The following is a 23,383-nucleotide window of genomic DNA, read 5'->3' on the forward strand; positions in this document are numbered from 1 at the left end:
TGAACGATGGGGCGTTTCCCCGAAGTGAAAGGGCCAGATCATGACCGAAACCACCCTCCTCGCCGCCTATGGCCTTCTGGTCATGCTGACGATCCTGTTGCAAGTGCTGGGCGCGACCCGGCAGCTCTCGATGGGCTACCTGATGTCCTCCCGCGACGAGACGCGGACCACGACCGGCATGACCGCCCGTCTAGGCCGCGCGGTCGATAACTCCGTCGTCGCCATGGCGCTTTTTGCACCCGCCGTGCTGCTGGTCGAGATGCTGGGCCGCAACAACAGCGCCACGCTGCTGGCCGCGCAGGTTTTCCTGCTCGCACGCATCATCTACGTCATCGTCTACGCCCTTGGCGTGCCAACGATCCGGACGCTGGCATGGCTTGCGGGCTATGCCGCCACCGCCGTTCTCTATTTCCACGCGCTTTGAAAGGCATTCCCATGCAGATGATCTGCCACTTCGACGTCACCGATTACACCGCTTGGAAAGACGCCTTTGACGCCGATGCCGAGGCGCGGCGCAATGCAGGGCTTTCGGTCCTACAAATCTGGGAACACGCCGATAGCAGCACCAAGGCTTCCGTCCTGCTTGATGTGAACGACCGCAAGAAGGCCAACGACTGGCTCGCCCGCTCCAACGCGCTCAGCAGCGACGACAAGGGCACCGTGACCGGCTCCACCGCCTATTTCGTGAAATCCGCATGAGCATTGAGCTGACCGTTCTGGCCTTGGCGGCCCTGCTGCAAGGGCTGCAATTCGTTCTCTACGCCGTACCCGCCAACCGCGAGATAGGCCCCGGCTACACCATGTCGGCCCGTGACCGCGAGCCGAGCCGCAAGCTTTCAGACCGCACTGCCCGGCTGGGCCGCGCATTGGACAACCATTTCGAGGGGCTGATCCTTTTCGGCATTGCCGTGGGCGTTGTGCAGATGTCAGCGCAGAACACCGCCTTTACTGCCGCCTGCGCTTGGGTCTATCTGATCGCGCGCGTGCTCTACGTTCCCGCCTATGCCATGGGCCTGCGCCCGCATCGGTCCATTATCTGGGTTGTGGGCTTTGCCGCGACCATGCTGATGCTGCTGGCGGCCCTCATTTAACCCTATCCCCCAACACCCGCAGGCAGCGGCGCTTGCACCTGAACCCCGCGCCTCCTACCTTGCCTGTAACACCCGACTGCTAAGGAGACCCCCCATGTCGAGCTATGATGTCATCGTGATCGGCTCCGGCCCCGGCGGCTATGTCGCCGCCATCCGTTGTGCGCAACTGGGCCTGAAAACGGCCTGTGTAGAGGGCCGCGAAACCCTTGGCGGCACCTGCCTCAACGTAGGCTGCATCCCCTCCAAGGCGCTGCTGCATGCCACGCATATGCTGCATGAGGCCGAGCATAATTTTGATGAGATGGGCCTTAAAGGCAAAGCACCTTCCGTCGATTGGAAGCAGATGCTGACCTACAAAGACAAGACAATCGAGACCAACACCAAGGGCATCGAATTCCTGTTCAAAAAGAACAAGATCGACTGGCTCAAGGGTTGGGGATCGGTGCCCGAGGCGGGGAAGGTCAAGGTCGGTGATGAGGTCCATGAGGCCAAGAACATCATCATCGCTTCCGGCTCCGAGGCGGCCTCCCTGCCCGGCGTCGAAGTCGACGAGAAAACCGTTGTGACCTCCACCGGCGCGCTGGAACTGGGCAAAATCCCCAAGAAGATGGTCGTGATCGGCGCGGGCGTGATCGGGCTGGAATTGGGCAGCGTTTACGCGCGTCTGGGGACCGAGATTACCGTCGTTGAATTCCTTGATGCGATCACTCCGGGCATGGACCCCGAGGTGCAAAAGACTTTCCAGCGGATGTTGAAAAAACAAGGCATCAACTTCGTCATGGGCGCCGCCGTGCAAAAGACCGAAGTCGCCAAGGGCAAAGCCAAGGTCAGCTACAAGCTGCGCAAGGACGACAGCGAACATGAGATCGAGGCCGACACCGTGCTCGTCGCCACGGGCCGCAAGCCCGTTATCAAAGGCATGGGGCTGGACGATCTCGGCATCAAGATGACCGAGCGTGGTCAGATCGCCGTGAACGAGCATTGGGAAACGTCTGTCAAAGGCGTGTACGCCATCGGTGACGTGGTCGAAGGCCCGATGCTGGCCCACAAGGCCGAGGACGAGGGCATGGCCGCCGCCGAGGTGATCGCGGGCAAACATGGCCACGTGAACTACGGCGTGATCCCCGGCGTGATCTACACCCATCCGGAGGTCGCCAGCGTCGGCGAAACCGAGGCAACGCTCAAGGAAGCGGGCCGGGCCTATAAGGTCGGCAAGTTCTCCTTTATGGGCAACGCGCGGGCCAAGGCGGTCTTTGCCGGTGACGGTTTCGTCAAGCTGATCGCGGACAAGGAAACCGACCGCATCCTCGGCTGCCACATCATCGGCCCCGGCGCGGGCGATCTGATCCACGAGGTCTGCGTGGCAATGGAATTCGGCGCCTCGGCGCAGGATTTGGCGATGACCTGCCACGCACACCCGACCTATTCCGAAGCCGTGCGCGAAGCCGCACTGGCCTGCGGCGATGGCGCGATCCACATGTAAAACAACGGGGGCGGGCCATGGGTCCGCCCCTTTTCGTTGCGCAGGGCGCGCACGATGGGGCAACTGGCTGTTTATGGCCCTGCCCTACAACTCTCCCCGTCGCGACAGTTACGGAAGATAAGGCCCCTCGGGGTCATGCTCCTACGTAGAGTACATGCAGGGTAACGCCTGTCTTTTCCACCTCCCCACGGCGGCGCCGCCACTTTAAACGGCTTCCCAGTATAAAATAACGATAGCCCGCGAAGCATTGGCTTTGGCGGTGGTTCTACCTGTGCTGGTAGATAACAAAGGGCAGCGGCTTAGAAGGCGCAGATTAGGCAGAAAGCATTAAGCCGTGACCGCAGGCCGCCACCCAGCTTCATGCAGCAAGGCGTTAGAGCGGCTTTCAACTTCTTCCTCCAACCGCGCCATAAAGCTGCGCTTATCCAGCCCCGGCTCAATCGGTTCAAGAAATTCGACCACAGCCAAACCCGGTTTGCGGTACAGCCCCCGGCGTGGCCAGAAGTGGCCCGCGTTGGTCGCCACCGGCACACAGACTTGCCCCATCTGGTCATAAAGCACTGCCGTACCAACCTTGTAAGGTGCGCTGAGGCCCGGTGCCACGCGGGTGCCTTGGGAATAGATCACCAACTGCCCCGGCTCGACCCGACCGGCGTTCACGTCGGCCATCATCTTGGTAATCGCCTGCCCGCGCTTGCCACGGTTGACGGCTATCATGCCCATTCGTTTGGCATATTGGCCAATCACCGGGGTCCAAAGCACTTCGCGTTTCATAATGAACTTCGCACGCGGCAGAGCGTGAAAGATCATCAGGATGTCCAGAAACGATTGGTGTTTCGCAGCCACCAGAACCTCACCATCCGGCACCGTGCCACGCACCTCGCAGCGCAGGCCGATCAGCCAGCGGGCCGACCACATGGCCCAAGCGGCATAGGTCTTGCAGGCCCGATAGGCCCCGCGTTTCGAGAACATCGCCCAAGGCGCGAAGGCCAACCCGAGCACCGGCATCGCCACGGTCACCTGCACGATATAGAGGATCGACCGGACCCATTGCAGCAGCTTCATGTCAGTTCCCTCAATGTACGCCGCGCGGCTGCCCCGGTTGCGGCAAAGGCCACCGCCCCGACCAAGATCGGCACCATAAGCGGCACCACCCAATGCCAACCGCGAAAGCCCAAGCCGGTCAGGAAACCGCCCGCTTCGCCTGCATCAGGCAACAAGACGACAGCCAGCATGCCCAGTACCGTGCCCGCCGCCGCACCCAAAAGCGCGCGCAGGGTGAAACGGCGGATGAAGGCCCGCGCGATATAGTCATCGGTCGCCCCCACCAGCCGCAGCACCGCGATCACCTGCGCATTGGCGGCCAATGCCGCCTGCGCGGCCAGCGTCACCATGGCCGCCACCGCAGCCCCGATTAGCAGGGTCGAGATCCAGCCCAAGAGGCGCAGGCGGCTGGCGGCGGCAACCAAGGGCGCGCGCCAGCGGCTGTGGTCATCCAGCACGGCTCCGGGCACTTCGGCAGACAGGCGCAGGCGCAGACCCACCGGGTCTAACCCTTCACCTTCCTCAACCACTTCGATCAAACGCGGCACCGGCAGGCTCTCCATCGCCAGTTCCGGGCCGAACCACGGGGCAAGCAGCTCTTCCTGCTCCGCATCCGTCAGCGCGCGGGCCGAGGCGACGCCCTTGGTCGTCTGCAACACTTTTAACGCGGCCTCAGTCTGGGCGGCGCGTTGATCCAGCGGTGCCACGATGCGCACCGTCGCCGACTGCGCCAACTCCTGCCCCCAGACCTGCGCCAAGCGGCCAGAAGCGAGCGAGAGCGCCAAAGCAAAGACCGCCAAAAACGCCATTGCGCCCGCCGCAAACAAGGTCAGCTGCGCCGTGAACCCCGAGGGCGGCACCACGCGGTCTGCCTGCCTGTCTCCTTTGAAAATCGCGCGCAGGGCGCCGATGTCGAACCGCTTCACAAATCCGCCCCCGCCAGTTGAATGCGCCGATTGGCGATCCGCAACACCCGGGCTTGCACATGCGCTTTGGTGGCGCGGATCAGGCCCAGATCATGGGTGGCGATCAACACGGTCTTGCCCATGCGGTTCAACTCGATCAACAGGCGAAGCAACCGCTGCGACATCTCCCAATCGATGTTCCCCGTCGGCTCATCCGCCAAGATCACATCCGGCGACATAATCACCGCGCGCGCCAAGGCGGCGCGCTGCCGCTCCCCGCCCGACAGCTCAGGCGGCAGGGCGTCGGCGCGGTTGGTGAGCCCGACCCAAGACATCAGTTCTTCCAGATCGGTGCCCTCTGTCTCGGCATGGCGGCCAGAGACATTTAGCGGCAGGGCGATATTCTCGGTCAACGGCAGGTGGTCGAGGAATTTCACGTCTTGATGCACCACGCCAACCCGGCGGCGCATCAGCGCGATGTCATCTCGGCCCAGCCCGCGCACATCGGTCCCGAAAATTCGCAGATGCCCGGCGGTGGGCAGCAAGGCCCCGTAGCAGAGCTTCATCAAGGTAGTCTTGCCCGCGCCCGAGGGGCCGGTGAGGAAATGAAACGATCCGGGGGCGAGTTTCAGCGTGATGTCGGACAGCAATTCGCCCCCGCCATAGCTGTAGGCCACATTTTCGAGCTCTATCACGCAACCACCTTAAAACACTTCGACCTGTTGTGCCTCAGCACCGGAAAGGATTCAATCACTCAGAACCCCAGCACCCTGTCCAGATATCACTTTTCCTACGTTATTCTAGGACATATGCTGTCCGTTACGATCCGAGAGCACCGAACGAACCCAGGAATGACCATGCGGCTGATCTGCCCCAACTGCGACGCGCAATACGAAGTCCCCGATGAGGTGATGCCGTTGGCAGGGCGTGACGTGCAATGTTCCAACTGCGGGCAGACGTGGTTTCAGCACCATCCCGACAACGCGCCGGAAGAAAATGACGCCGATTTCGGTGATCCAGATCTTGATGACGTGATGCATATGAAGCAAAGCGCGGCAGACGTAGATGACACGGACCGAGAGGCAGAGACGGCTGAGACCGCGCCGGATCTCCAGCCTTTTGGCGCTGAGGATTACCAGAACGACGGTTTCGATGAAGATGACTTCGAAGACGACAGTTTTGAAGAAGACAACTTTGAAGACCGCGATGATTTCAATCCGGTAACGCCAGAGGAGCGTCCCGCGTCCGTTGCCGCTGCTGCTGCCACCGCCGCACCTGTCCGACGCCCACTTGATCCCGCCATCGCCGAAATCCTCAGGCAGGAAGCCGCGGCAGAGCAGGAAGCCCGCCGCAAGCGTCAGTCAGACCCGCTGGAAAGCCAACCAGACCTTGGCTTGGATGATGCGCCCCGCGCAGAACCCAAGAAAGAGCCCTATCCCGACACCGGCGAAGACGATCATATGCCCGAGGATGAGGACGCCCGCCGCGCCCATGAGGCCCGTCTGCGCATGGCCAAAATGCGTGGAGAGCCTGTTCCCGAAAGCGAGACCGACGCCTATGGCAGCGCCTCGCGCCGGGATCTGCTGCCCGATATCGAAGAGATCAATTCAACCCTGCGCCATGACCGGACGCAGGGTCAGCAGGCCGGGCCAACGCCCACTGCCGCGCTCGACAGCCCTGATAAGCCGCGCAAATCGGGCGGGTTCATGCGGGGCTTTACCATTATGATCGTCTTGGCGGCCATTTTGGCGGCAGTCTATGTCTATGCGCCGCAGATCGCGCAATCTTTGCCGCAGGCCGATCCTTACCTGTCGTCCTATGTCGCATGGATGGACGATGCGCGAATTTGGCTCGATGGGCAGTTGCAGGACCTGCTGGTCTGGCTTGACACCGTGGCGACCCAATCGCAGGGCTGACCCCGCTTAAAACCGATCCAACAGTCTGTTGAGGTAATCACGCTCGACCTCAGGCCGCTCCGCCTCGCCCGAGCGGCGGCGGATTTCGTCAAGCAGACGCCGTGCGCGGCCCTGATCGTCCGGCCCCTGTGCCAGCGGCGCGTCTGAGCTATTCGCCCCATTGCCCCCCTGCTCGCGCCCCAGCGGATCGCGCGCCTCGGCCCGGCGGTCGCCATCGGCGGTGCCTTGACCGGGCTGGCCCTCACCCTGTTCTTGCTCCATCGCATCGCCAAGCGACCGCATCCCTTCGCGCAGCGTTTCCATGGCCTGTGCTTGGTTGTCGATGGCCTCGGCCAACTCATCGCGGCGCAGGGCCTCTCCGGCGCGGTCCATCGCCTCTCCGGCGCGGTCCAGCGCGTCCCGCGCGGCATCCCCTTCGCGCGTGCCTTGCCCCGGCAGACGGCCTTCTTGACGGCGCAGCTCGTCGCGCAGCGCTTGCTGACGCCCAGCCAGCCCTTCTTCGGCTCCGTCTTCGCCGGATTGGCCGCCCTGCCCCTGCTGGCCCTCATGGCTCTGACCGCGGCCCTGCCCGCCATTGCGGCCTTCGTTGCCTTCATTCTCGCCCGCCCCGGTGCCGGGGTTGAACTGCTCTTGCAGGTCGCGGAAGGCCTGATCGCTCAGCCCCTGCTGCTCGCGCAGGGTTTCCGAGAGCCCCTCCATCGCCTGCTCACCCGGTGAATTGCCGCCCTCGCCGGGCTGGCCTTGGGTGACGCGCATGTTCTCCATCATTTCTTGCAACTGACGCAGCGCCTCTGCGGCCTCGGCCATGCGCCCTTGCTGCATCAACTCCTGAATGCGGTCCATCATGCGTTGCAGATCGTCTTGGGTCATCTGCATGGACTCGCCTTGGGGCTGCTGGCCTTCGCCATCGCCCTCCTGCGCCTGTTGGCGCTGGAGTTGCTCCAGATACTCTTCGGTGGCGCGGCGGAGCTCTTCCATCAGCTCGGTAATCTCTGCCGATGAGGCGCCGTTCTTCATCGCCTCATTCAGCCGATCCTGCGCCCGGCGCATCCGCGCCAGCGCATCGGCCAACACGCCTTCCTCCAGCTCGATCGCCAACGCCCAGAGGTCTTCGGCCATCTCGGTCTGAACCTCTTCGTCCAGCCCATAACGTGCCCGGATTTCCAGACGGCGGGTCATTTGCTTGAGGCGCAGAACCGTCACATCCGAGCGCAGGTCCTCCCCCGGCGCATAGGTCACGGCCCGCAGCACCTGTGCGATGCGCGGCGCATTGGAGCGCGACCACAAAAGATCGCGGCGCATCTCGATGACTGCTGCCGCCGCGGGATCGAAAAAGCGCCGCCCCGGTAGGGTCAACTGGCTCACCCCCGTCGCGGCTTGCTGTTCGGCAGCGTCAAGCACGGAAAGCTCTAGAGATACCGGCAGATTGGCCCAAGGGTGCTTCGAGAAATTCTCGATCAAGCTCTCTTCAAACTCGCGCCGGTCACCGGTGATCGGCATGGGCAACGGCACAACGATCTCGGGCCTTGTGTCAGGGTCGATGGTCAGCCCATAGCGGCGGTCGACGGAGGCCAGATCAAGGCTGATCCGCGCCTCGCCCGCCTCGACGCCGTAATCATCCCGCGCGGCAAACGGCAGGCTCATCTCGCCCAAGGCCGCTACTTCGGGCGGGCCTTGCCGCTCGATCTGGGGGGCGGCGTCGGGGAGCATTGTAATCTGCCATGCCCGCGCGCCCGGACCCTCGATGCTGATCTCGCCGCTTTGGCGCAGGGTGAAATCCTGCGCGGGCTCAGAGGTCGCGCCCCCCTCGCGGCCCGATACGGTTTCTTGTACCGTCAACGCGCCCAACTCGCCGTAAAGCCGCAGAGTGATCAACGTGCCCGCAGGCAGCGACAGGGCCCCCGCCTCAAGGTCATTCAAATAAAGCGTCGGCTTGCCCGTATGGCGCGGCGGTTCGGCCCACCCCTCCCAAACCGGGCCAGAGGCCAGCGCGCCGCCCGCCCCGCCGGGGGTCAGTTGCGTGACTTCACCCAACCGCCACACTGAACCAAAGACCAATGCAACGACGAAGGCCAGCAGCGCCACATAGCGCAGCGCATAGGGATCGGCCTGCGCGACCCGCAGATCACCCTTGACCGGCTGCGCCTGCGCGGCCCGCGCGGCCATACGTTTCTGATGGGCCTGCCAGACCGCCGCCGAAGCCGCATCGCCCGCGCCAATCGCCTGATCGTCCAAAAGTGCCCGAATGGGCCGTCCCGGCAGGCTGGCATCCAGTCGCCCCAAGGCCTCGGCCTGTGACGGAATCCGAAAGCGCCGCAGCGCGAAAACCAATGTGCCGAGGAACCCAAGGCCCACAGCGGCCAGCACACCCCAAAGCAGATCACCGCCCAGACTGTCCTGCACCCCCATCATCAGCAGCGCCAGCACCGCCAGCAGCAGCGTCAACATCGGCCAAAGCGCCTGCACCAGCGCTTCGGCCCACATCCCCGCCCAAGTCAGCCGCAAGGGCCGCCGCAATGCGCGCAGCCCGTCTGTCTTGTCAGTGGATGTTTCCATGCGTCACGCTCCGGTGGCCCGGCGGCGGGATGCCGTCAGAGCCATTCAGGGATGGTATCGCGGTTTATCATTTCGTCAAAGCTTGGCCGTGGGCGGATAACCGCGAATTGATCGCCGTTAACCAAAACCTCGGGGATCAGGGGGCGCGAATTATACTCGCTGCTCATCACCGCGCCGTAGGCCCCGGCAGAGCGGAAGGCCACCAGATCACCGGACCCCAGCACGGGCATCATGCGTTGTTTGGCAAAAGTATCGCCGGATTCGCAAACCGGGCCGACGATATCCACCGGGCGCGGCTCGGCCCCCGGAGCGGGTTCATTCAGTGGCACGATGTCATGCCAAGCGTCATACATCGCGGGACGGATCAGATCGTTCATCGCGGCATCAAGGATGAGGAAATCGCGGCCCTCGCCGGATTTCAAATAGATCACTTCGCTGACCAAGACGCCCGCGTTGCCCGCGATCAGACGGCCCGGTTCAATCTCAATCTCGCAATCCAAATGCCCCAGCGTGCGCTGCACCATGGCGCCGTAATCCGTTGGCAGTGGCGGGGCTGAGTTGGAGCGTTCATAGGGAATGCCCAGACCGCCGCCAAGGTCCAGACGCCGGATGTTATGACCATCGGCGCGCAGCACTTCGGTCAGTTCCGCCACCTTGCCATAGGCCTGCTCAAAGGGGGCGAGATCGGTGAGCTGGCTGCCGATATGCACGTCGATGCCGATGATCTCCAACCCCGGCAACTTGGCCGCCATGGCATAAACATCGCGGGCGCGGGCGATGGGGATGCCGAACTTGTTCTCGCTCTTGCCGGTGGCGATCTTGGCGTGGGTTTTCGCGTCAACGTCCGGATTCACGCGGATGGTGATCGGGGCAACCTTCCCCAATTCACGCGCCACGATATCAAGCAGGATCATCTCCGGCTCGCTCTCTACGTTGAACTGGCGAATACCGCCCGTCAGGGCCAATTCAATCTCCTCGCGGGTTTTCCCGACGCCGGAAAAGACGATCCTGTCCCCCGGCACGCCCGCCGCTTTCGCCCGGCGGTATTCCCCGCCCGAGACCACATCCATCCCCGCGCCCGCCTGCGCCAGCGTGCGCAGAACGGCTTGGTTGGAATTGGCCTTCATCGCGTAGCAAACCAAGTGATCCATGCCCGAGAGTGCGTCGTCAAAGAGGTGGAAATGGCGCAGCAGCGTCGCGGTGGAATAGACATAGACCGGCGTGCCGACGGCGGCAGCGATCTCGGCCAAGCTTACGTCCTCGGCGTGCAACACACCGTCTTTATAGAGAAAATGATCCATCTGCGCTTGGCCCCATGTCGTCGCCGCTTATCTGATGGGCGCTGTCCGCAGGAAAAGATAGAGCGGCAGGCCACAGCTCACCCCAATACAGAACGTGGCGGGAATGGCAATCAGGCTGAGGAAATTGCGCCGCACGGCGACCTCGGCGATGATCCAGATGGTCAAAGTCACGGCAGCGATGGTCAGGTCCCAGACCAACCCGCTGGCGGCGGCATTGGCGTGCCATGCGTCGACCATGGCGCTCAGGCTCCAGCCTTCGGCGTTGAACCATGTGACGAAGTAATACATCGGATGGATCGTGCCCCAAACCGCAAGGGCAAGGTAGAGCATACGCAGCGGCGACATCTTAGAAACTCTTGACCACGCCGACGGTGGCGTAGCCCGACAGGCTGATTCCCGTTTCAGCAGATGGCGGCGGCGTGTCTTGTCGTGCGGAAGAAGATGTACGCGGCGGAGTGCAACCGGCCAAGGCAAGCGCCCCAGCCAGCAATGCGACAGCGAAAAGCGGCCTCATGACCCCATACCAAGAGCCAGCGAGACCGGCCCGCGCCGCAGACCGACAGCGGTGCCGACCGAGACGCCCGAAGACGACATGGTAACGCTGCTGCTGGCCGTGGGCCGCACCGGTTCACCATCCGCGCCGCAGGCGGCAAGGCTCAGGAGGGACAGGATCGCAAGGCTGCGTTTCACTTCAGGATTTCCTTCCAACGCTCGACTTGGGCACGCACCTGCGCAGGGGCGGTGCCGCCATAGGACATGCGCGAGTTTACCGAGTTTTCGACGCCAAGCACATCGAAAACGTCCTGCGTGATCTCGGCGTGCACCGATTGCATCTGTTCCAGCGTGAGGTCCGGCAGATCGCAACCCTGCGCCTCGGCCATTGCGACCAGCGTGCCGGTCACATGGTGCGCGTCGCGGAACGGCAGGTTCGGCACCCGCACCAGCCAATCGGCCAGATCGGTGGCGGTGGAGAAGCCCGAGCCTGCGGCAGCGGCGAGGTTCTCGCGCTCCGCAGTCATGTCGCCCACCATCCCGGTCATCGCGGCCAGCGCCAGCATCAGGTTGTCGGCGGCGTCAAAGACCTGCTCTTTGTCTTCTTGCATGTCCTTGGAATAGGCCAGCGGCAGCCCCTTCATCACGATCATCAGCGCGGTGTTCGCGCCAAAGATACGGCCCACTTTGGCACGGATCAGCTCGGCGGCGTCGGGGTTTTTCTTTTGCGGCATGATGCTGGAGCCGGTCGAGAAACGGTCCGACAGCGCCACGAAGCGGAACTGCGCCGACGACCAGATCACCAGCTCTTCAGCAAAGCGTGACAGGTGCATCGCACAGATGCTGGCCGCACCCATGAATTCCAGCGCGAAGTCGCGGTCGCTGACGGCGTCGAGGCTGTTGGCGGCGGGGCGGTCAAAGCCGAGTGCTTCGGCTGTCATGTCCCGGTCAATCGGGAAGGAGGTGCCAGCAAGGGCTGCGGCTCCCAGCGGGCATTCGTTCATACGGCAACGCGCATCGCGGAAGCGCGACAGATCACGGCCAAACATCTCGACATAGGCCATCATGTGATGCCCCCATGTGACGGGCTGCGCGGTTTGCAAATGGGTGAAACCGGGCATGACCCAATCAGCGCCCGCTTCGGCCTGAGACAAAAGCGCGCGGATCAGCGCTTGCAGACCCTCATCGGCGGCGTCCAACTGATCGCGGACCCAGAGTTTGAAATCGGTGGCAACTTGGTCGTTCCGGCTGCGCCCCGTGTGCAAGCGGCCTGCGGGCTCACCGATCAGGTCTTTCAGCCGCGCTTCGACGTTCATGTGGATGTCTTCGAGCGCGGCTGAGAATTCAAAACGGCCCTCTTCGATCTCTGACAAGATCGTGAGAAGCCCTTCCCGTATCGCGTCAGCGTCGTTATCAGTCAGGATGCCCGTGGCTGCCAGCATGGCGGCATGGGCACGCGACCCGGCGATGTCTTGTGCGGCCATCCGTTTGTCGAACCCGATCGAGGCGTTGATCGCCTCCATGATCGCGTCCGGTCCGGCGGCGAAACGGCCACCCCACATTTTGTTCGAGGTCGTGTCGGTCATGTTGAATACCCTTGGAGGGACGTATGAAAAATCTGGTGCTTGGCTTCGTTTATACGCTGCTTGTCGCAGGTGCAAACCCCGCCCTTGCCGGAACGGCTGACATCGCGGGGCTGCGCGAAGGGGACATGAAGAAACTCGTGATCCATGACGCGCCGCAGGCGACCTCTGAAGTGACCTTTGAGCGTGAGGACGATGGCGAGGCAATGTCGCTGGCGGATTACGAAGGCAAAATCGTGTTGGTGAATTTCTGGGCCACATGGTGCGCGCCCTGCCGCAAGGAAATGCCGCAGTTGAACGCGCTGCAAAAGGAATTCGGCGGCGATGATTTTCAGGTGCTGACCATCGCCACAGGCCGCAATTCAGAGGAAGGGATCAAGCGTTTCTTTGAAGAAGCCGGCGTAGATAGCCTGCCCCGCCACCAAGACCCGAAACAGAAGCTCGCCAGCCAAATGGGCGTTTTCGGCCTGCCGATCAGCGTGCTTCTCGACCGTGAAGGGCGTGAGATCGCCCGGTTGCAGGGCGATGCGGAATGGGACTCTGAGAGCGCGCGGGCGATTATCGCGGCGCTGATCAAAGAAGACGCCGAGGGTTAAACCCTGAACTTGAGGTCGGGCGTCAACGCCCGGCCCCTATGCCACATGCCGCAGGATCGCCGCCTCTGACGTGCTGAGATTGCGCCGCGCGAAGCTGCCGTAACTGTGCGGATCAGCCTCCAACAGCGGATGCGCCGCGAGCAGACGCGCCCGATCCTGCGCGCCAAGACTGGTGTGCGGGGCGGCGGCGGGATGAAAGCTCTCGGTTTCGACCCCATTGGCCCACATCACCTGATGCTCGGCCAGCAGCACATGGATATAGGTCACTTCGCGCAGGGACATATCGCTGGCCACGCTGCGCCCGTTAATCAGGTCTTTGGCCGCGACCAGCACCTCGTCACAATTGAACAGATCACGGGCCTGCGGGCCTTGCAGCACGATCCGGTGGTCGGGCGAGACCAGCAGCGGGGCTTCGGGCTGCGCGATCCCCAAAGCGCCGGGGCGGAACCGCACGGGCCGCAGATGCGGAATGGCATGCAGACGCGCGCCGCTCATCCGGCGGCTGCCGATCCATTCCAGCCGTTGCGGGCCGTTGTCCTTGGTCTGGATCAAATCGCCTTCGCGTAGTTCTTCGATCAGGGTGCTGCCCATGGGGGTGCGGATACGGGTGCCGGGGGTAAAGCAAATCACACCGCCGCTGTCGGCTTCTGAAAGCTCATCGCGCTGCGGCTTGAGCGTGCTGTGCATCACCCAAAGTTCACAGTCACGCGGCGGCAATTCATCGACAAACATCAACAGCGGTGTGCGACCTTGGCCTGCATCAATCAACGTGACCGTGTAGGTCCGCGCGCCGTTGGTCACCATGAAACTGTTGTCGAGTGGTTCGGCGGTATGGTCTTTACGTTGGGCTTTGGCCGGCATCACGCCGCCCTCCGCCAGCGCCGCGCCGATCAGGCGCTGCACCTTGCGGGCCGCGCGTTTGCGCAGCTGCTCTGCCCCGTCCGCCATATCCAACCGCAACACATCGTTCGGCCCATCCACACGGAGAGTATCCCCGCGCCACGACCAAGCCGAGCCCAGTTCGAGCGACTGCACCGGCGCGGCCTCAAGACCGTCGATCTCTGTTTGCGACCAGCTGATGACAAACGTGCCTCGAAAGCCCGTTTTCATTGCTGCCCTGCCTGCCTCACGTATTTTTATTAACGCCAGCCTAACAAAGCCGCTGCCCTCGCGGAAGATGGCATGAATGTGGCAGTGTAACCTGTTGCAATTTGATCTTCCCACCGCAGCACAGGCCGGAACGCTTGTAACTCGTCAGCGTCTTGGTAACGTTATCCGGATAAAACAGCCGGAGGCACCGCATGTCGGAAGAAGTACCCCCCACCCCGTCACGCCGGATCGTCTCTTCGCGGCATTTGGCCGAGGGCGACGGCTGGGAAGCCTCCGAGCTCGAATACGGGATGATCATCGCCTACAACGCTTTCACCCGCTGGATGTCGCGTTGTATGGCGGCGGCGGGCAATGGGGATCTGACGCCGCTGGAAATCCTCGTGCTGCACAACGCCAACCACCGGGGCCGGGAAAAGCGGCTCACGGATATCTGTTTTCTGCTGAACATCGAAGACACGCATACGGTGAACTATGCGCTGCGCAAATTGGTAAAGGCTGAACTGCTGACTGCCGAAAAGCGCGGGAAGGAGGTGTTTTATCGCACGTCCCCCGCGGGGTCCGATCTTTGCGAAGCCTATCGCGCGATCCGTCAGGCCTGCTTTCTCGATGGATTGCCGCGCACCGATATCTCGGGCGAGGAATTGCGCCAGATCGCGGCGCAGCTTCGAGCAATGTCGGGGCAGTATGACCAAGCGAGCCGGGCTGCGGCGTCGCTGTAAAGTGGAACGCGGGAGAGGTTCCCCCGCGTTCCATAGAGTTTAGATCAACGCGGCAATCGCACGCGCGGTGTCGTTCATGCGGTTCGAGAAACCCCATTCATTGTCGTACCAGCTGACCACGCGGATCATGCCGCCATCGGTGACCCGCGTCTGATCGGGGGCAAGGGTCGAGGAATGCGGATCGTGGTTGAAATCAGCCGAAACCAACGGCGCGGGTTCATAGGCCAACACGCCCTTCAGCGCACCGTTGGCCGCCTCTTGCATCGCCGCGTTCACGGCCTCTGCCGTGGCAGATTTCTTGGGCATGATGCACAGATCAACGAGCGAGACATTGGCCGTCGGCACCCGCACGGCAGAGCCTTCGAGCACGCCTTTCAGATGCGGGATTACCTCGGAAATCGCGGCAGCGGCACCGGTCGAGGTCGGCACCATCGACAGGGCAGCGGCGCGGCCACGATAGGGGTCGCGGTGTGGGCTGTCGTGGGTCGGCTGGTCGCCGGTATAGGCGTGGATCGTGGTCATATAGCCAGTCTCGATCCCAAAGGTGTCGTCGAGCACCTTAGCCACCGGAGCGAGGCAATTGGTGGTGCAGGAGGCGTTGGAGACGATCACGTCTTCGGCGGTCAGCTCTTGGTGGTTGACGCCGTAGACCACGGTGCGGTCAACGCCCTTGCCGGGGGCCGAGATCAGCACCCGCTTGCTGCCGTTTTCCAGATGTTTCGCCGCCGCATCGCGCGTGGTGAAGAACCCGGTGCATTCATAGACAACATCAACGTCGCCCCACGGAAGCTTCGCCGGGTCACGTTCCGCCGTCATGCGGATGGTCTGGCCTGCGACATGCAGGCTGCCGTCTTTCAATTCCGCGTCCGCGGTCAGGCGGCCATGGACGGAGTCGTATTTCAGCAGGTGCAACAGGTTTTCGGCATCGGTCAGATCGTTAATGGCAACGACTTCGATCCCGTCAAAGCCGTTTTCGATCAGCGCGCGTAGCACGCAGCGTCCGATGCGGCCAAAGCCGTTGATGGCGATTTTTGTGGTCATGGTAAATCCTCCGGTGGCCCGGTTTCGGGCGGATTGGCGCGGTTAGCGCTAACATAGCATTGGGTGCAGCGGAGTTCAATTGGCCTTAGAAGCGAAATCGGCCCCCCGGTGAAAGGGGCCGATCAAAAGGCAGCTAGAGCGGGGTGTTACGAATGTGCGCTGTGGCGGCGGCGCACGCTGTCTGGCCGCCCCGGCAGGCTGAGCCGCGCGTCATTGCGCGACTGGCGTGAGATCACCCGCCCCTTGGCAACAACGCAAAGCCGGTCGGGCCGCAGCCGCAGCGCTTCGATCGGGTTGCCCGCGTCCAGCACCAGCAGCGAGGCCGTAGCGCCAACCTTGAGGCCGTAATCCTGCAAGCCCAGAATCCGCGCATTCACATTCGTCACCATGTCGAAACAGCGGTGCATCTCTTCGGGCGATGTCATTTGCGCCACATGCAGCCCCATGAAGGCCACGTCGAGCATGTCGCCGGTGCCCATGGAATACCACGGGTCCATCACGCAATCCTGCCCCCAGCCGACGTCGATGCCCATGGCCTGCATCTCTTTCACGCGGGTCAGACCACGGCGTTTGGGATAGGTGTCGTGGCGGCCCTGCAGGGTGATGTTGATGAGCGGATTGGGGATCGCGGCGACTTGGGCCTCGGCCATCAGCGGCAGCAGTTTCGAGACATAGTAGTTGTCCATCGAATGCATCGAGGTCAGATGCGAGCCAGCCACCCTGCCCTGCAGGCCTAGGCGTTGAGTTTCATAGGCCAGCGTCTCGATATGGCGCGAATGGGGGTCGTCGGTCTCGTCGCAATGCAGGTCGACCATAAGGCCGCGTTCGGCGGCAAGTTCGCAAAGCGCGGTGACAGAGCGCGCGCCGTCGGCCATGGTGCGTTCGAAATGCGGGATGCCACCGACCACGTCGACGCCCATGTCGAGCGCGCGGATGGTGTTTTCATGCGCGGTTGGGTCGCGGTAGAGGCCGTCTTGGGGGAAGGCGACGAGTTGCAGGTCGATGTAGTCTTTGACCGTTTCGCGCACGTCGAGCAGGGCTTCGACGCCCAAGAGGCGGTCATCGCAGGTGTCGACATGGCTGCGGATGGCCAGCAGGCCCAATGAGGCGGCCCAGTCGCAATACTCCAGTGCGCGGGCTTTGACCTCGTCTTGCGTCATCACCTCTTTGAGTTCGCCCCAGAGGCCGATGCCTTCGAGCAGCGTGCCCGAAGCGTTGATCCGCGGGGTACCGTAGCTGAGCGTGGCGTCCATATGGAAATGCGGGTCGACGAAGGGCGGGCTGACGAGATCTCCGGTGGCGTCGATGGTGTCGCGCGTTTCGGCGGTCGACAGATCTTCGATGGCGGTGATTTTGTCGGCCTTGATACCGATATCGGAGGTGCGGCCGTCGGGAAGTGTGCCGCCTTTGATGATGAGGTCGAACATGGGGTTACTCGTGTGATTGATTTGGCCCGGCTAAAGGCGTGATGGGAAGTGCCAACTCAGCGCTCCCCCTTGTTGAACGGCACCATCAGCGCCGCTGGCACCTGCGCGCGGCGTGACATCACAACCAACGCGAGGATCGACAGGATATAAGGCGCCATCAGGAAGATTTGGTAGGGAATGTCAGCCCCGAGCGGCGTTTGTTGCACGCGAATTTGCAAAGCGTCGAAAGCCGCAAACAGCACCGCGCCCAAGAGCGTCTTGCCCGGTTTCCATGAGCCGAAGACCACCAGCGCGATGCAGATCCACCCGCGTCCGTTGACCATCTCAAAGAAGAACGAATTGAACGCGCTCATCGTCAGGAAGGCCCCGCCCACGGCCATAAACCCGCTGCCGACCATCACCGCGCCGATGCGGATGGCGGAAACGCTTAGGCCCTGCGCCTCAACCGCTGCAGGGTTCTCCCCCGCTGCGCGTAGGGCGAGGCCCATGGGCGTGCGATAGAGCACCAGCGTCACGACTACGACCAGCACAAAAGCGAGATAGGTCAGCGGGGTCTGGTTAAACAGCGCGGGGCCGATCACGGGGATGTCGGACAGGATCGGGATTTCCAGCGGCTGGAAGGCTTCGATCTTCGGCGGCGACGTGACCTCGGGCAGTGCCAGACGGTAGCAGTAGTAGGTGAGCGACGTGGCCAGCAGCGTGATGCCAAGGCCGACGACATGCTGGCTGAGGCCAAAGGGCACGGTCAGTACCCCATGCACCAAGCCAAAGGCCATGCCCGAGAGCATCGCCACCGCCACACCGAACCACAGCCCGCCGCCCAAGTAGACGGTGAGCCAGCCCGCGAATGCACCAACGACCATGATGCCTTCGATGCCGAGGTTCAGCACCCCTGCCCGCTCGCAGATCAACTCGCCCAAGGCGGCAAAGATCAGCGGCGAGGCGATGCGGATCGCGGCGGTCCAGAAGCTCGCCTGAAGGAGAATGTCGAGAATATCCATCAGTCGCGCCTCACCCGGAATTTGGTCAGCATGATCGCCAGCACCATCGCCAGAAGCGCTAGCGCCAGCATGATGTCGGCGAGGTAGGTCGGCACGCCCGCCGCGCGGCTCATGCTGTCGGCGCCGACGAAGATGCCCGCGACGAAGAGGGCTGCGACCACCACGCCAAGCGGGTTCAGCAGCGCCAGCATGGCGACGATGATGCCGGTGTAGCCAAAGCCGGGCGAGATATCCAAGGTAAGGTTGCCCTTGAGCCCCGCCACCTCAGAAAAGCCCGCCAGTGCAGCAAGACCGCCCGACAAGAGCGCCGTCTTGATGAGTGTGGCGTTGACCGGAATGCCCGCGAACCGCGCCGCCGCAGGGTTCAGCCCCACCGCGCGCATCTCGTATCCCAGCGTACTGCGGCGCTGGATCACCCAGACGACCAGCGCCGAGATCAGCGCGAGGCCGAAGCCCCAGTGCAGCCGCAGTCCCTCGGCGATGCGCGGCAGTCGTGCCTCGCCGATCAGCCGCGCGGATTTGGGCCAGCCGAGGCCCATCGGATCTTTCAGCGACCCTTCGAGCAGCATGGACACCCAGAGCAGGACGACAAAATTCAGCAGCAGCGTGGTGACAACTTCATCGACGCCAAAGCGGGTTTTGAGGAAAGTCGGCACCAAGAGCACCACGGCCCCCGCCAGCATGGCGGCCAGCGCGACGGTCGGCAGCAGCGCAAAGCTGGGCCAGGCCAGTGCGCCGGTGCCCAGCACCACGGTGACTACCGCGCCCATATAAAGCTGCGCTTCGGCCCCGATGTTCCACAGTTTGGCGCGGAAGGCGACGGCGACGGCTAGCCCGGTAAAGATCAGTGGCGTGGCGCGGTTCAGCGTTTCCAACGTGGCGAATTTAGAGCCGAAGGCACCTTTGACGATCAACCCAAGCACCGAAAACGGTTGCGCACCAGCGACCATCGCGAGCAGAGAGGCAACGACGACCGTGCCAAAAAGCGCCAGCGCGGGCAGGCCCAGTGAGCGGGTCCATGTTGGGTTGGCGATGGGTTCAAGCCGCATGAGGTGCCTCCTCAAAACCGTCTCCGGCCATCCAGACGCCAAGCTCGGCGGGCGTCAGTGCGCCGCGGGCGAAGGGGGGCGAGAGGCGCCCTTCGGAGATCACGTGGATCACATCCGACAGCGCGGTCACCTCGTCGAGGTCTTCGGAGATCAGCAGTACCGCAGCGCCCCGATCCCGCGCGGCGAGCAATTGTTCGTGGACGTAGGTCAACGCTCCGATATCCAGCCCGCGCACGGGCTGGTTGGCGAGCACCACCGAAGGCGCGGTTTCCAGCACGCGGCCCAAGATCAGCTTTTGCATGTTGCCGCCAGACAGCAGGCGAATACGGGTGTCTGGGCCGGGGCAGCGTACATCGTAGCCTTTGATGATCTTGGCCGCGAAATCACGCGCAGCACGCCAATTCATCCAGCCATGGCGGGAGAAACCGGGGCGCAAATAGAGTTCGAGCACCGCGTTTTCGGTGAGATCGAAGTCGGCAATGGTGCCAGTCTTGTGGCGGTCTTCGGGGATGCGGGCGATGCCTGCGCTGATGGCGGCATGGGGCGACCAACCGCGCGGCGCGTCGCCTTTCACGTGAAACGTGCCTGACGCGGGGCGGATCAACCCGCCGATCAGGTCGGCGAGCGCGGTTTGGCCATTGCCGGAGACCCCGGCAAGGCCGGTGATTTGCCCCGCACGCAGTTCAAGATCGACGTTCTTTAACCCCGGCGCAGAGCCAATGTCAGGCGAAGAGACGCCTGCCAACGTGACCAGTGCGGTACCCGGATCAGCACGGCGCACAACAGGGGCGGCGACCTCGGAGCCCACCATCATCTGCGCCATCGCGGCGCGGTCGGTCTCGGTGGTCTTGGCTTCGGCTACCAACTTGCCATGTCGCAGCACCACGACGCGCGACGAGATCGCCATGACCTCATGCAGTTTATGGGAGATGAAGATGACCGAGAGGCCAAGCGCCACGGCCTTGCGCATAGTGGCAAATAGGTCATCGGTTTCTTGCGGGGTGAGAACGGCGGTCGGCTCGTCCAAAATCAGGATACGTGCCTCGCGGTAAAGGGCTTTGAGGATCTCAACCCGCTGTCGTTCGCCCACGCTGAGGCTGCCGACCTGAGCGTCAGGGTCCACCCGCAGCCCGTAGTCGTCCATCAGCGTAACAATCCGCTGCCGCGCCTGTGCCCGGCCAAAACCGGGGCGCCAGATCGAACGGGTGCCGAGCACGATGTTTTCCAGCACGGTCATATTGTCGGCCAGCGTGAAATGCTGGTGCACCATGCCGACGCCCGCGGCCAGCGCTGCACGCGGATTGCCCGCTGGCAAGCGCTCGCCGGAAACCTCAACATGGCCTTCGTCGGGGGTGTAATGGCCAAACAGGATATTCATCAGCGTGGTCTTGCCCGCACCGTTTTCGCCCAGCAGGGCAATGACTTCGCCCTGCCGCAGATCAAAGCTGATCGCGTCATTGGCGGTGAGCTTGCCAAATCGTTTGGTAATATTATCGAGGCGCAGGACAACCTGCGCCTCGGGTCTTGGATCGGTCATTAAGAGGACTTCGGTTCTTCGTCGTTGATGTCGACGGTGAAGGAGCCGTCCTTGATCGCCTGCTCGCGCTCCTTGACCATATCCAGCGCCTCTTGCGGGACTTTGCCCTCAAAGGTGCCCAGAGGCGCAAGCGAGGAGCCGCCCTCGGACATGAAGGAGTAGCGGCCATAGTCGTCGGCCATGAACTCGCCTGCTTTGACAGCGGCGATGGCGGCATCAAGCGTCGGCTCGAAATGCCACAGGGCGGAAGCGACGACCGTCTCGGGGTATTCCGCTTGGGTGTCGATCACGTTGCCGATGGCCAGAATGCCTTTCTCCTGTGCCGCGTCCGACACGCCAAAACGCTCGGCATAGAGCACGTCGGCCCCCTGCTCGACCATGGCGAAGGCGGTCTCCTTGGCTTTGGGCGGATCGAACCAAGAGCCGATGAAGCTCACTTGGAACTTGATATCGGGGTTCATTTCCGCGGCACCCGCCATGAAGGCATGCATCAGGCGGTTGACCTCAGGGATGGGAAAGCCGCCGACCATGCCGATGTTGCCGCTCTCGGTCATGGCACCGGCGATGATGCCCGACAGATACGCCGCGTCTTGGATGTAGTTGTCGAAGACCGCAAAATTGGGCAGCGCTTCGTCCTGCTTGAAGCTGGAGCCCATGAGGAAAGCAACATCGGGGTAATCGGCGGCAACTTCGCGCGCCTCGGCTTCGGCACCAAAGACTTCGCCGACGATCAACTGGTTCCCGGCCTCGGCATATTCGCGCAGCACGCGGGCGTAGTCGGTGTTGGAGACGTTTTCGGTGAAGGTATATTCGATATCGCCGCGTGTCTGTGCGGCTTCGGCCGCTTTGTGGATGCGGCTGACCCATTGCTGTTCGACCGGCACGGTATAGACGCCAGCGACTTTAAGCGGCTCGGCGGCCAAGGCACCCTGTGGCAGCAGAGTGGCCCCGGCCAGCATGGCGGCTGTGCCCAATAAAAAGCGGCGAGTGAAATTGCGTTGTGTCATGTTGTGACCCCCAGTTGCAGTATTATGCTATTTACCGTTTGGTAAAATTTTTGACCTGTCAAGCTTCACCTGACCTTAGGTCACCCCCTGCCCTGCCGATCATCAGCGACATGCTGATTAAACTGGCAGTCAGCGCGCAGCGCGGTAAATAGGGTCGACCCCAAGGATCGGATTCTTCGATGAGCCATGTATTGCACCGTAACCTGCGCGCCACGCAACCAGTGATTGTCAGCGGAGAGGGAAATTTCCTTATTGATGACAGTGGGAAGCGCTATCTGGATGCCTGTGGCGGCGCGGCAGTATCTAGCCTTGGGCATGATAACACGGCGGTTCGCCGCGCGATTGCCACGCAGATGGATCAGCTTGCCTTTGCCCATACGGGCCTGTTCACCAACCCACCCGCAGAAGCATTGGCCGACCATTTGATTGCCCGCGCGCCCAAGGGCACGGGTGAAGGCCGGATCATGTATTTGGGCAGCGGATCAGAAGCGATGGAAGCGGCGCTAAAACTCGCACGGCAGTACCATCTGGAGCGTGGCGATAAGGCGCGGGCCAAGATCATCGCGCGCAAGCCGAGCTATCACGGCAATACTCTCGGCGCGTTGGCGGTGGGCGGCCATGCCGGACGCCGCGCACCCTTTGCCTCTATGCTGATGGATGTCGAACATATCGACGCGGCTTATGCCTACCGGCTTCAACTTGAAGGAGAAAGCGAAGCGGATTTTGCGCAACGCTTGGCCAATCAGTTGGAGATGCGAATTGTGGATCTGGGGCCAGAGACTGTTGCTGCCTTTGTGGCCGAACCGGTGGTCGGTGCATCGCTTGGTTCGCAACCCGCGCCAGAGGGGTACTTCAAACGCGTGCGCGAGATTTGCGACCGCTACGGCGTGCTGCTCATCGCCGACGAGGTCATGTGCGGCATGGGCCGGACGGGGAGCCTTTTTGCGTTGGAGCAGGAAGGGATTTGCGCCGATATCACCACAATGGCAAAGGGTCTCGGGGGGGGCTATCAGCCCATCGCGGCGGTGATGGCACGGGAAAGCGTGATTGACGCGATCATGGCGGGCAGCGGCAACCTGTGGAACGGGCATACTTATATGTCGCATGCCGTCGCCACGGCTGGCGCGTTGGCGGTGCTGCAAGAGGTCGAGAGCCGCGATCTGCTGGGGGCCGTGCGGGCGCGTGGGGCGCAGTTGGAAACGGCGTTGCACCAGCGATTTAGCCAACACGCCCATGTCGGTGACATTCGCGGGCGCGGGCTGTTCTGGTCTATCGAACTGGTGGCCGAGCGTGGCAGCAAGGCGCCCTTTGACGTCAGCCGCAACCTTGCGGGCAAAATTCAACGCGCGGCGCTGGACGCGGGAATGATCTGCTATCCGTCGCAGGGCTGTGCCGATGGCACTGCGGGGGATCATGTGTTGCTGGCCCCGGCTTTCACCTCCCCGCCCGAGGAAATCGACCTGATTGTCGATATGCTCGGCGCGGCGGTGGATCAGGTAATCGCGAAGGGCTGAGCCCTTCGCCC

Annotated in this window: 24 protein-coding genes; 8 read left to right on the top strand and 16 right to left on the bottom strand. The window is 62.7% G+C overall.

Annotated features, from left to right (window positions below; translation table 11 throughout):
* Positions 1 to 40 precede the first annotated feature (40 nt).
* The 4 genes from DSM110093_RS12040 (at position 41) to lpdA (ending at position 2,574) form a co-directional block, all read left to right on the top strand.
* Entirely contained in the window at positions 41 to 424 is a 384-nt protein-coding gene (locus tag DSM110093_RS12040; RefSeq protein ID WP_243265310.1) for an MAPEG family protein, read from the top strand.
* An 11-nt stretch (positions 425 to 435) separates the two neighbouring features.
* Positions 436 to 699 (top strand): hypothetical protein, encoded by a 264-nt coding sequence (locus DSM110093_RS12045; RefSeq protein WP_243265311.1) that lies wholly within the window; start codon positions 436 to 438, stop codon positions 697 to 699.
* Positions 696 to 1,091 carry an MAPEG family protein gene (locus tag DSM110093_RS12050; RefSeq protein WP_243265312.1) on the top strand — a complete coding sequence of 132 codons (396 nt, stop codon included), beginning with the start codon at positions 696 to 698 and terminating at the stop codon, positions 1,089 to 1,091. The genes DSM110093_RS12045 and DSM110093_RS12050 overlap by 4 nt, the downstream gene beginning before the upstream one ends.
* Before the next feature lie 94 nt (positions 1,092 to 1,185).
* On the top strand, positions 1,186 to 2,574 hold the full coding sequence (lpdA, locus tag DSM110093_RS12055) for a dihydrolipoyl dehydrogenase (RefSeq protein WP_243265313.1): 1,389 nt from the start codon (positions 1,186 to 1,188) through the stop codon (positions 2,572 to 2,574).
* 327 nt (positions 2,575 to 2,901) lie between these two features.
* Here lpdA and DSM110093_RS12060 read toward each other — a convergent pair whose 3' ends face one another.
* Genes DSM110093_RS12060 through DSM110093_RS12070 form a run of 3 tightly spaced genes read right to left on the bottom strand, consistent with a single transcriptional unit; the run spans position 2,902 to position 5,218 of the window.
* Positions 2,902 to 3,639 (bottom strand): lysophospholipid acyltransferase family protein, encoded by a 738-nt coding sequence (locus DSM110093_RS12060; protein ID WP_093928406.1) that lies wholly within the window; start codon positions 3,637 to 3,639, stop codon positions 2,902 to 2,904.
* Positions 3,636 to 4,544 carry an FtsX-like permease family protein gene (locus tag DSM110093_RS12065; protein WP_243265314.1) on the bottom strand — a complete coding sequence of 303 codons (909 nt, stop codon included), beginning with the start codon at positions 4,542 to 4,544 and terminating at the stop codon, positions 3,636 to 3,638. Before DSM110093_RS12065 ends, DSM110093_RS12060 begins: the two co-directional genes overlap by 4 nt.
* Positions 4,541 to 5,218, bottom strand: coding sequence for an ATP-binding cassette domain-containing protein (locus DSM110093_RS12070; protein ID WP_093928405.1), 678 nt, complete (start codon positions 5,216 to 5,218; stop codon positions 4,541 to 4,543). Before DSM110093_RS12070 ends, DSM110093_RS12065 begins: the two co-directional genes overlap by 4 nt.
* Before the next feature lie 162 nt (positions 5,219 to 5,380).
* On the opposite strand from DSM110093_RS12070, the gene DSM110093_RS12075 reads away from it, so the two are divergent.
* Positions 5,381 to 6,439: a zinc-ribbon domain-containing protein gene (locus tag DSM110093_RS12075; protein ID WP_243265315.1), complete on the top strand. Its 1,059-nt coding sequence runs from the start codon at positions 5,381 to 5,383 to the stop codon at positions 6,437 to 6,439.
* A 6-nt stretch (positions 6,440 to 6,445) separates the two neighbouring features.
* On the opposite strand, the gene DSM110093_RS12080 is transcribed toward DSM110093_RS12075, so the two are convergent.
* Genes DSM110093_RS12080 through argH form a run of 6 tightly spaced genes read right to left on the bottom strand, consistent with a single transcriptional unit; the run spans position 6,446 to position 12,374 of the window.
* The gene (locus tag DSM110093_RS12080; protein WP_243265316.1) at positions 6,446 to 8,995 is read right to left on the bottom strand and encodes a DUF4175 domain-containing protein; all 2,550 of its coding nucleotides are present in this window, start codon (positions 8,993 to 8,995) and stop codon (positions 6,446 to 6,448) included.
* A gap of 35 nt (positions 8,996 to 9,030) precedes the next feature.
* Complete coding sequence (gene lysA / locus DSM110093_RS12085) at positions 9,031 to 10,296, bottom strand: diaminopimelate decarboxylase (RefSeq protein ID WP_243265317.1); 1,266 nt, start codon at positions 10,294 to 10,296, stop codon at positions 9,031 to 9,033.
* A 27-nt stretch (positions 10,297 to 10,323) separates the two neighbouring features.
* Positions 10,324 to 10,641: a DUF2834 domain-containing protein gene (locus DSM110093_RS12090; protein ID WP_093928401.1), complete on the bottom strand. Its 318-nt coding sequence runs from the start codon at positions 10,639 to 10,641 to the stop codon at positions 10,324 to 10,326.
* Between the two features lies 1 nt (position 10,642).
* The gene (locus DSM110093_RS12095; protein ID WP_243265318.1) at positions 10,643 to 10,810 is read right to left on the bottom strand and encodes a hypothetical protein; all 168 of its coding nucleotides are present in this window, start codon (positions 10,808 to 10,810) and stop codon (positions 10,643 to 10,645) included.
* Positions 10,807 to 10,986, bottom strand: coding sequence for a hypothetical protein (locus tag DSM110093_RS12100; protein WP_243265319.1), 180 nt, complete (start codon positions 10,984 to 10,986; stop codon positions 10,807 to 10,809). Before DSM110093_RS12100 ends, DSM110093_RS12095 begins: the two co-directional genes overlap by 4 nt.
* On the bottom strand, positions 10,983 to 12,374 hold the full coding sequence (argH, locus tag DSM110093_RS12105) for an argininosuccinate lyase (protein WP_243265320.1): 1,392 nt from the start codon (positions 12,372 to 12,374) through the stop codon (positions 10,983 to 10,985). Before argH ends, DSM110093_RS12100 begins: the two co-directional genes overlap by 4 nt.
* A gap of 23 nt (positions 12,375 to 12,397) precedes the next feature.
* Between argH and DSM110093_RS12110 the strand changes: the two genes are divergently transcribed.
* Positions 12,398 to 12,967 carry a TlpA family protein disulfide reductase gene (locus DSM110093_RS12110; RefSeq protein WP_243265321.1) on the top strand — a complete coding sequence of 190 codons (570 nt, stop codon included), beginning with the start codon at positions 12,398 to 12,400 and terminating at the stop codon, positions 12,965 to 12,967.
* A gap of 36 nt (positions 12,968 to 13,003) precedes the next feature.
* On the opposite strand, the gene DSM110093_RS12115 is transcribed toward DSM110093_RS12110, so the two are convergent.
* Entirely contained in the window at positions 13,004 to 14,077 is a 1,074-nt protein-coding gene (locus tag DSM110093_RS12115; protein WP_243265322.1) for a Hint domain-containing protein, read from the bottom strand.
* Between the two features lie 191 nt (positions 14,078 to 14,268).
* Here DSM110093_RS12115 and DSM110093_RS12120 point away from each other — a divergent pair, with 191 nt between their 5' ends.
* Positions 14,269 to 14,796, top strand: a complete 528-nt coding sequence (locus DSM110093_RS12120) for a winged helix DNA-binding protein (RefSeq protein WP_243265323.1) — start codon at positions 14,269 to 14,271, stop codon at positions 14,794 to 14,796.
* Between the two features lie 39 nt (positions 14,797 to 14,835).
* On the opposite strand, the gene gap is transcribed toward DSM110093_RS12120, so the two are convergent.
* The 6 genes from gap to DSM110093_RS12150 form a co-directional block, all read right to left on the bottom strand.
* The gene (gene gap / locus DSM110093_RS12125) at positions 14,836 to 15,837 is read right to left on the bottom strand and encodes a type I glyceraldehyde-3-phosphate dehydrogenase (protein ID WP_243265324.1); all 1,002 of its coding nucleotides are present in this window, start codon (positions 15,835 to 15,837) and stop codon (positions 14,836 to 14,838) included.
* Between the two features lie 146 nt (positions 15,838 to 15,983).
* Complete coding sequence (locus tag DSM110093_RS12130; RefSeq protein ID WP_243265325.1) at positions 15,984 to 17,264, bottom strand: amidohydrolase family protein; 1,281 nt, start codon at positions 17,262 to 17,264, stop codon at positions 15,984 to 15,986.
* Between the two features lie 56 nt (positions 17,265 to 17,320).
* A complete protein-coding gene (locus DSM110093_RS12135) occupies positions 17,321 to 18,265 on the bottom strand; it encodes an ABC transporter permease (protein ID WP_243265326.1) in 945 nt (314 codons plus the stop codon).
* Positions 18,265 to 19,314: an ABC transporter permease gene (locus DSM110093_RS12140; RefSeq protein WP_243265327.1), complete on the bottom strand. Its 1,050-nt coding sequence runs from the start codon at positions 19,312 to 19,314 to the stop codon at positions 18,265 to 18,267. Before DSM110093_RS12140 ends, DSM110093_RS12135 begins: the two co-directional genes overlap by 1 nt.
* On the bottom strand, positions 19,304 to 20,851 hold the full coding sequence (locus tag DSM110093_RS12145; RefSeq protein WP_243265328.1) for an ABC transporter ATP-binding protein: 1,548 nt from the start codon (positions 20,849 to 20,851) through the stop codon (positions 19,304 to 19,306). The genes DSM110093_RS12140 and DSM110093_RS12145 overlap by 11 nt, the downstream gene beginning before the upstream one ends.
* Complete coding sequence (locus tag DSM110093_RS12150; protein ID WP_243265329.1) at positions 20,851 to 21,858, bottom strand: BMP family protein; 1,008 nt, start codon at positions 21,856 to 21,858, stop codon at positions 20,851 to 20,853. Before DSM110093_RS12150 ends, DSM110093_RS12145 begins: the two co-directional genes overlap by 1 nt.
* Positions 21,859 to 22,037: 179 nt before the next feature.
* On the opposite strand from DSM110093_RS12150, the gene DSM110093_RS12155 reads away from it, so the two are divergent.
* Entirely contained in the window at positions 22,038 to 23,372 is a 1,335-nt protein-coding gene (locus tag DSM110093_RS12155; RefSeq protein ID WP_243265330.1) for an aspartate aminotransferase family protein, read from the top strand.
* Positions 23,373 to 23,383 lie beyond the last annotated feature (11 nt).

The sequence above is a fragment of the Sulfitobacter sp. DSM 110093 genome (genome assembly GCF_022788715.1).
GTDB lineage: Bacteria > Pseudomonadota > Alphaproteobacteria > Rhodobacterales > Rhodobacteraceae > Sulfitobacter.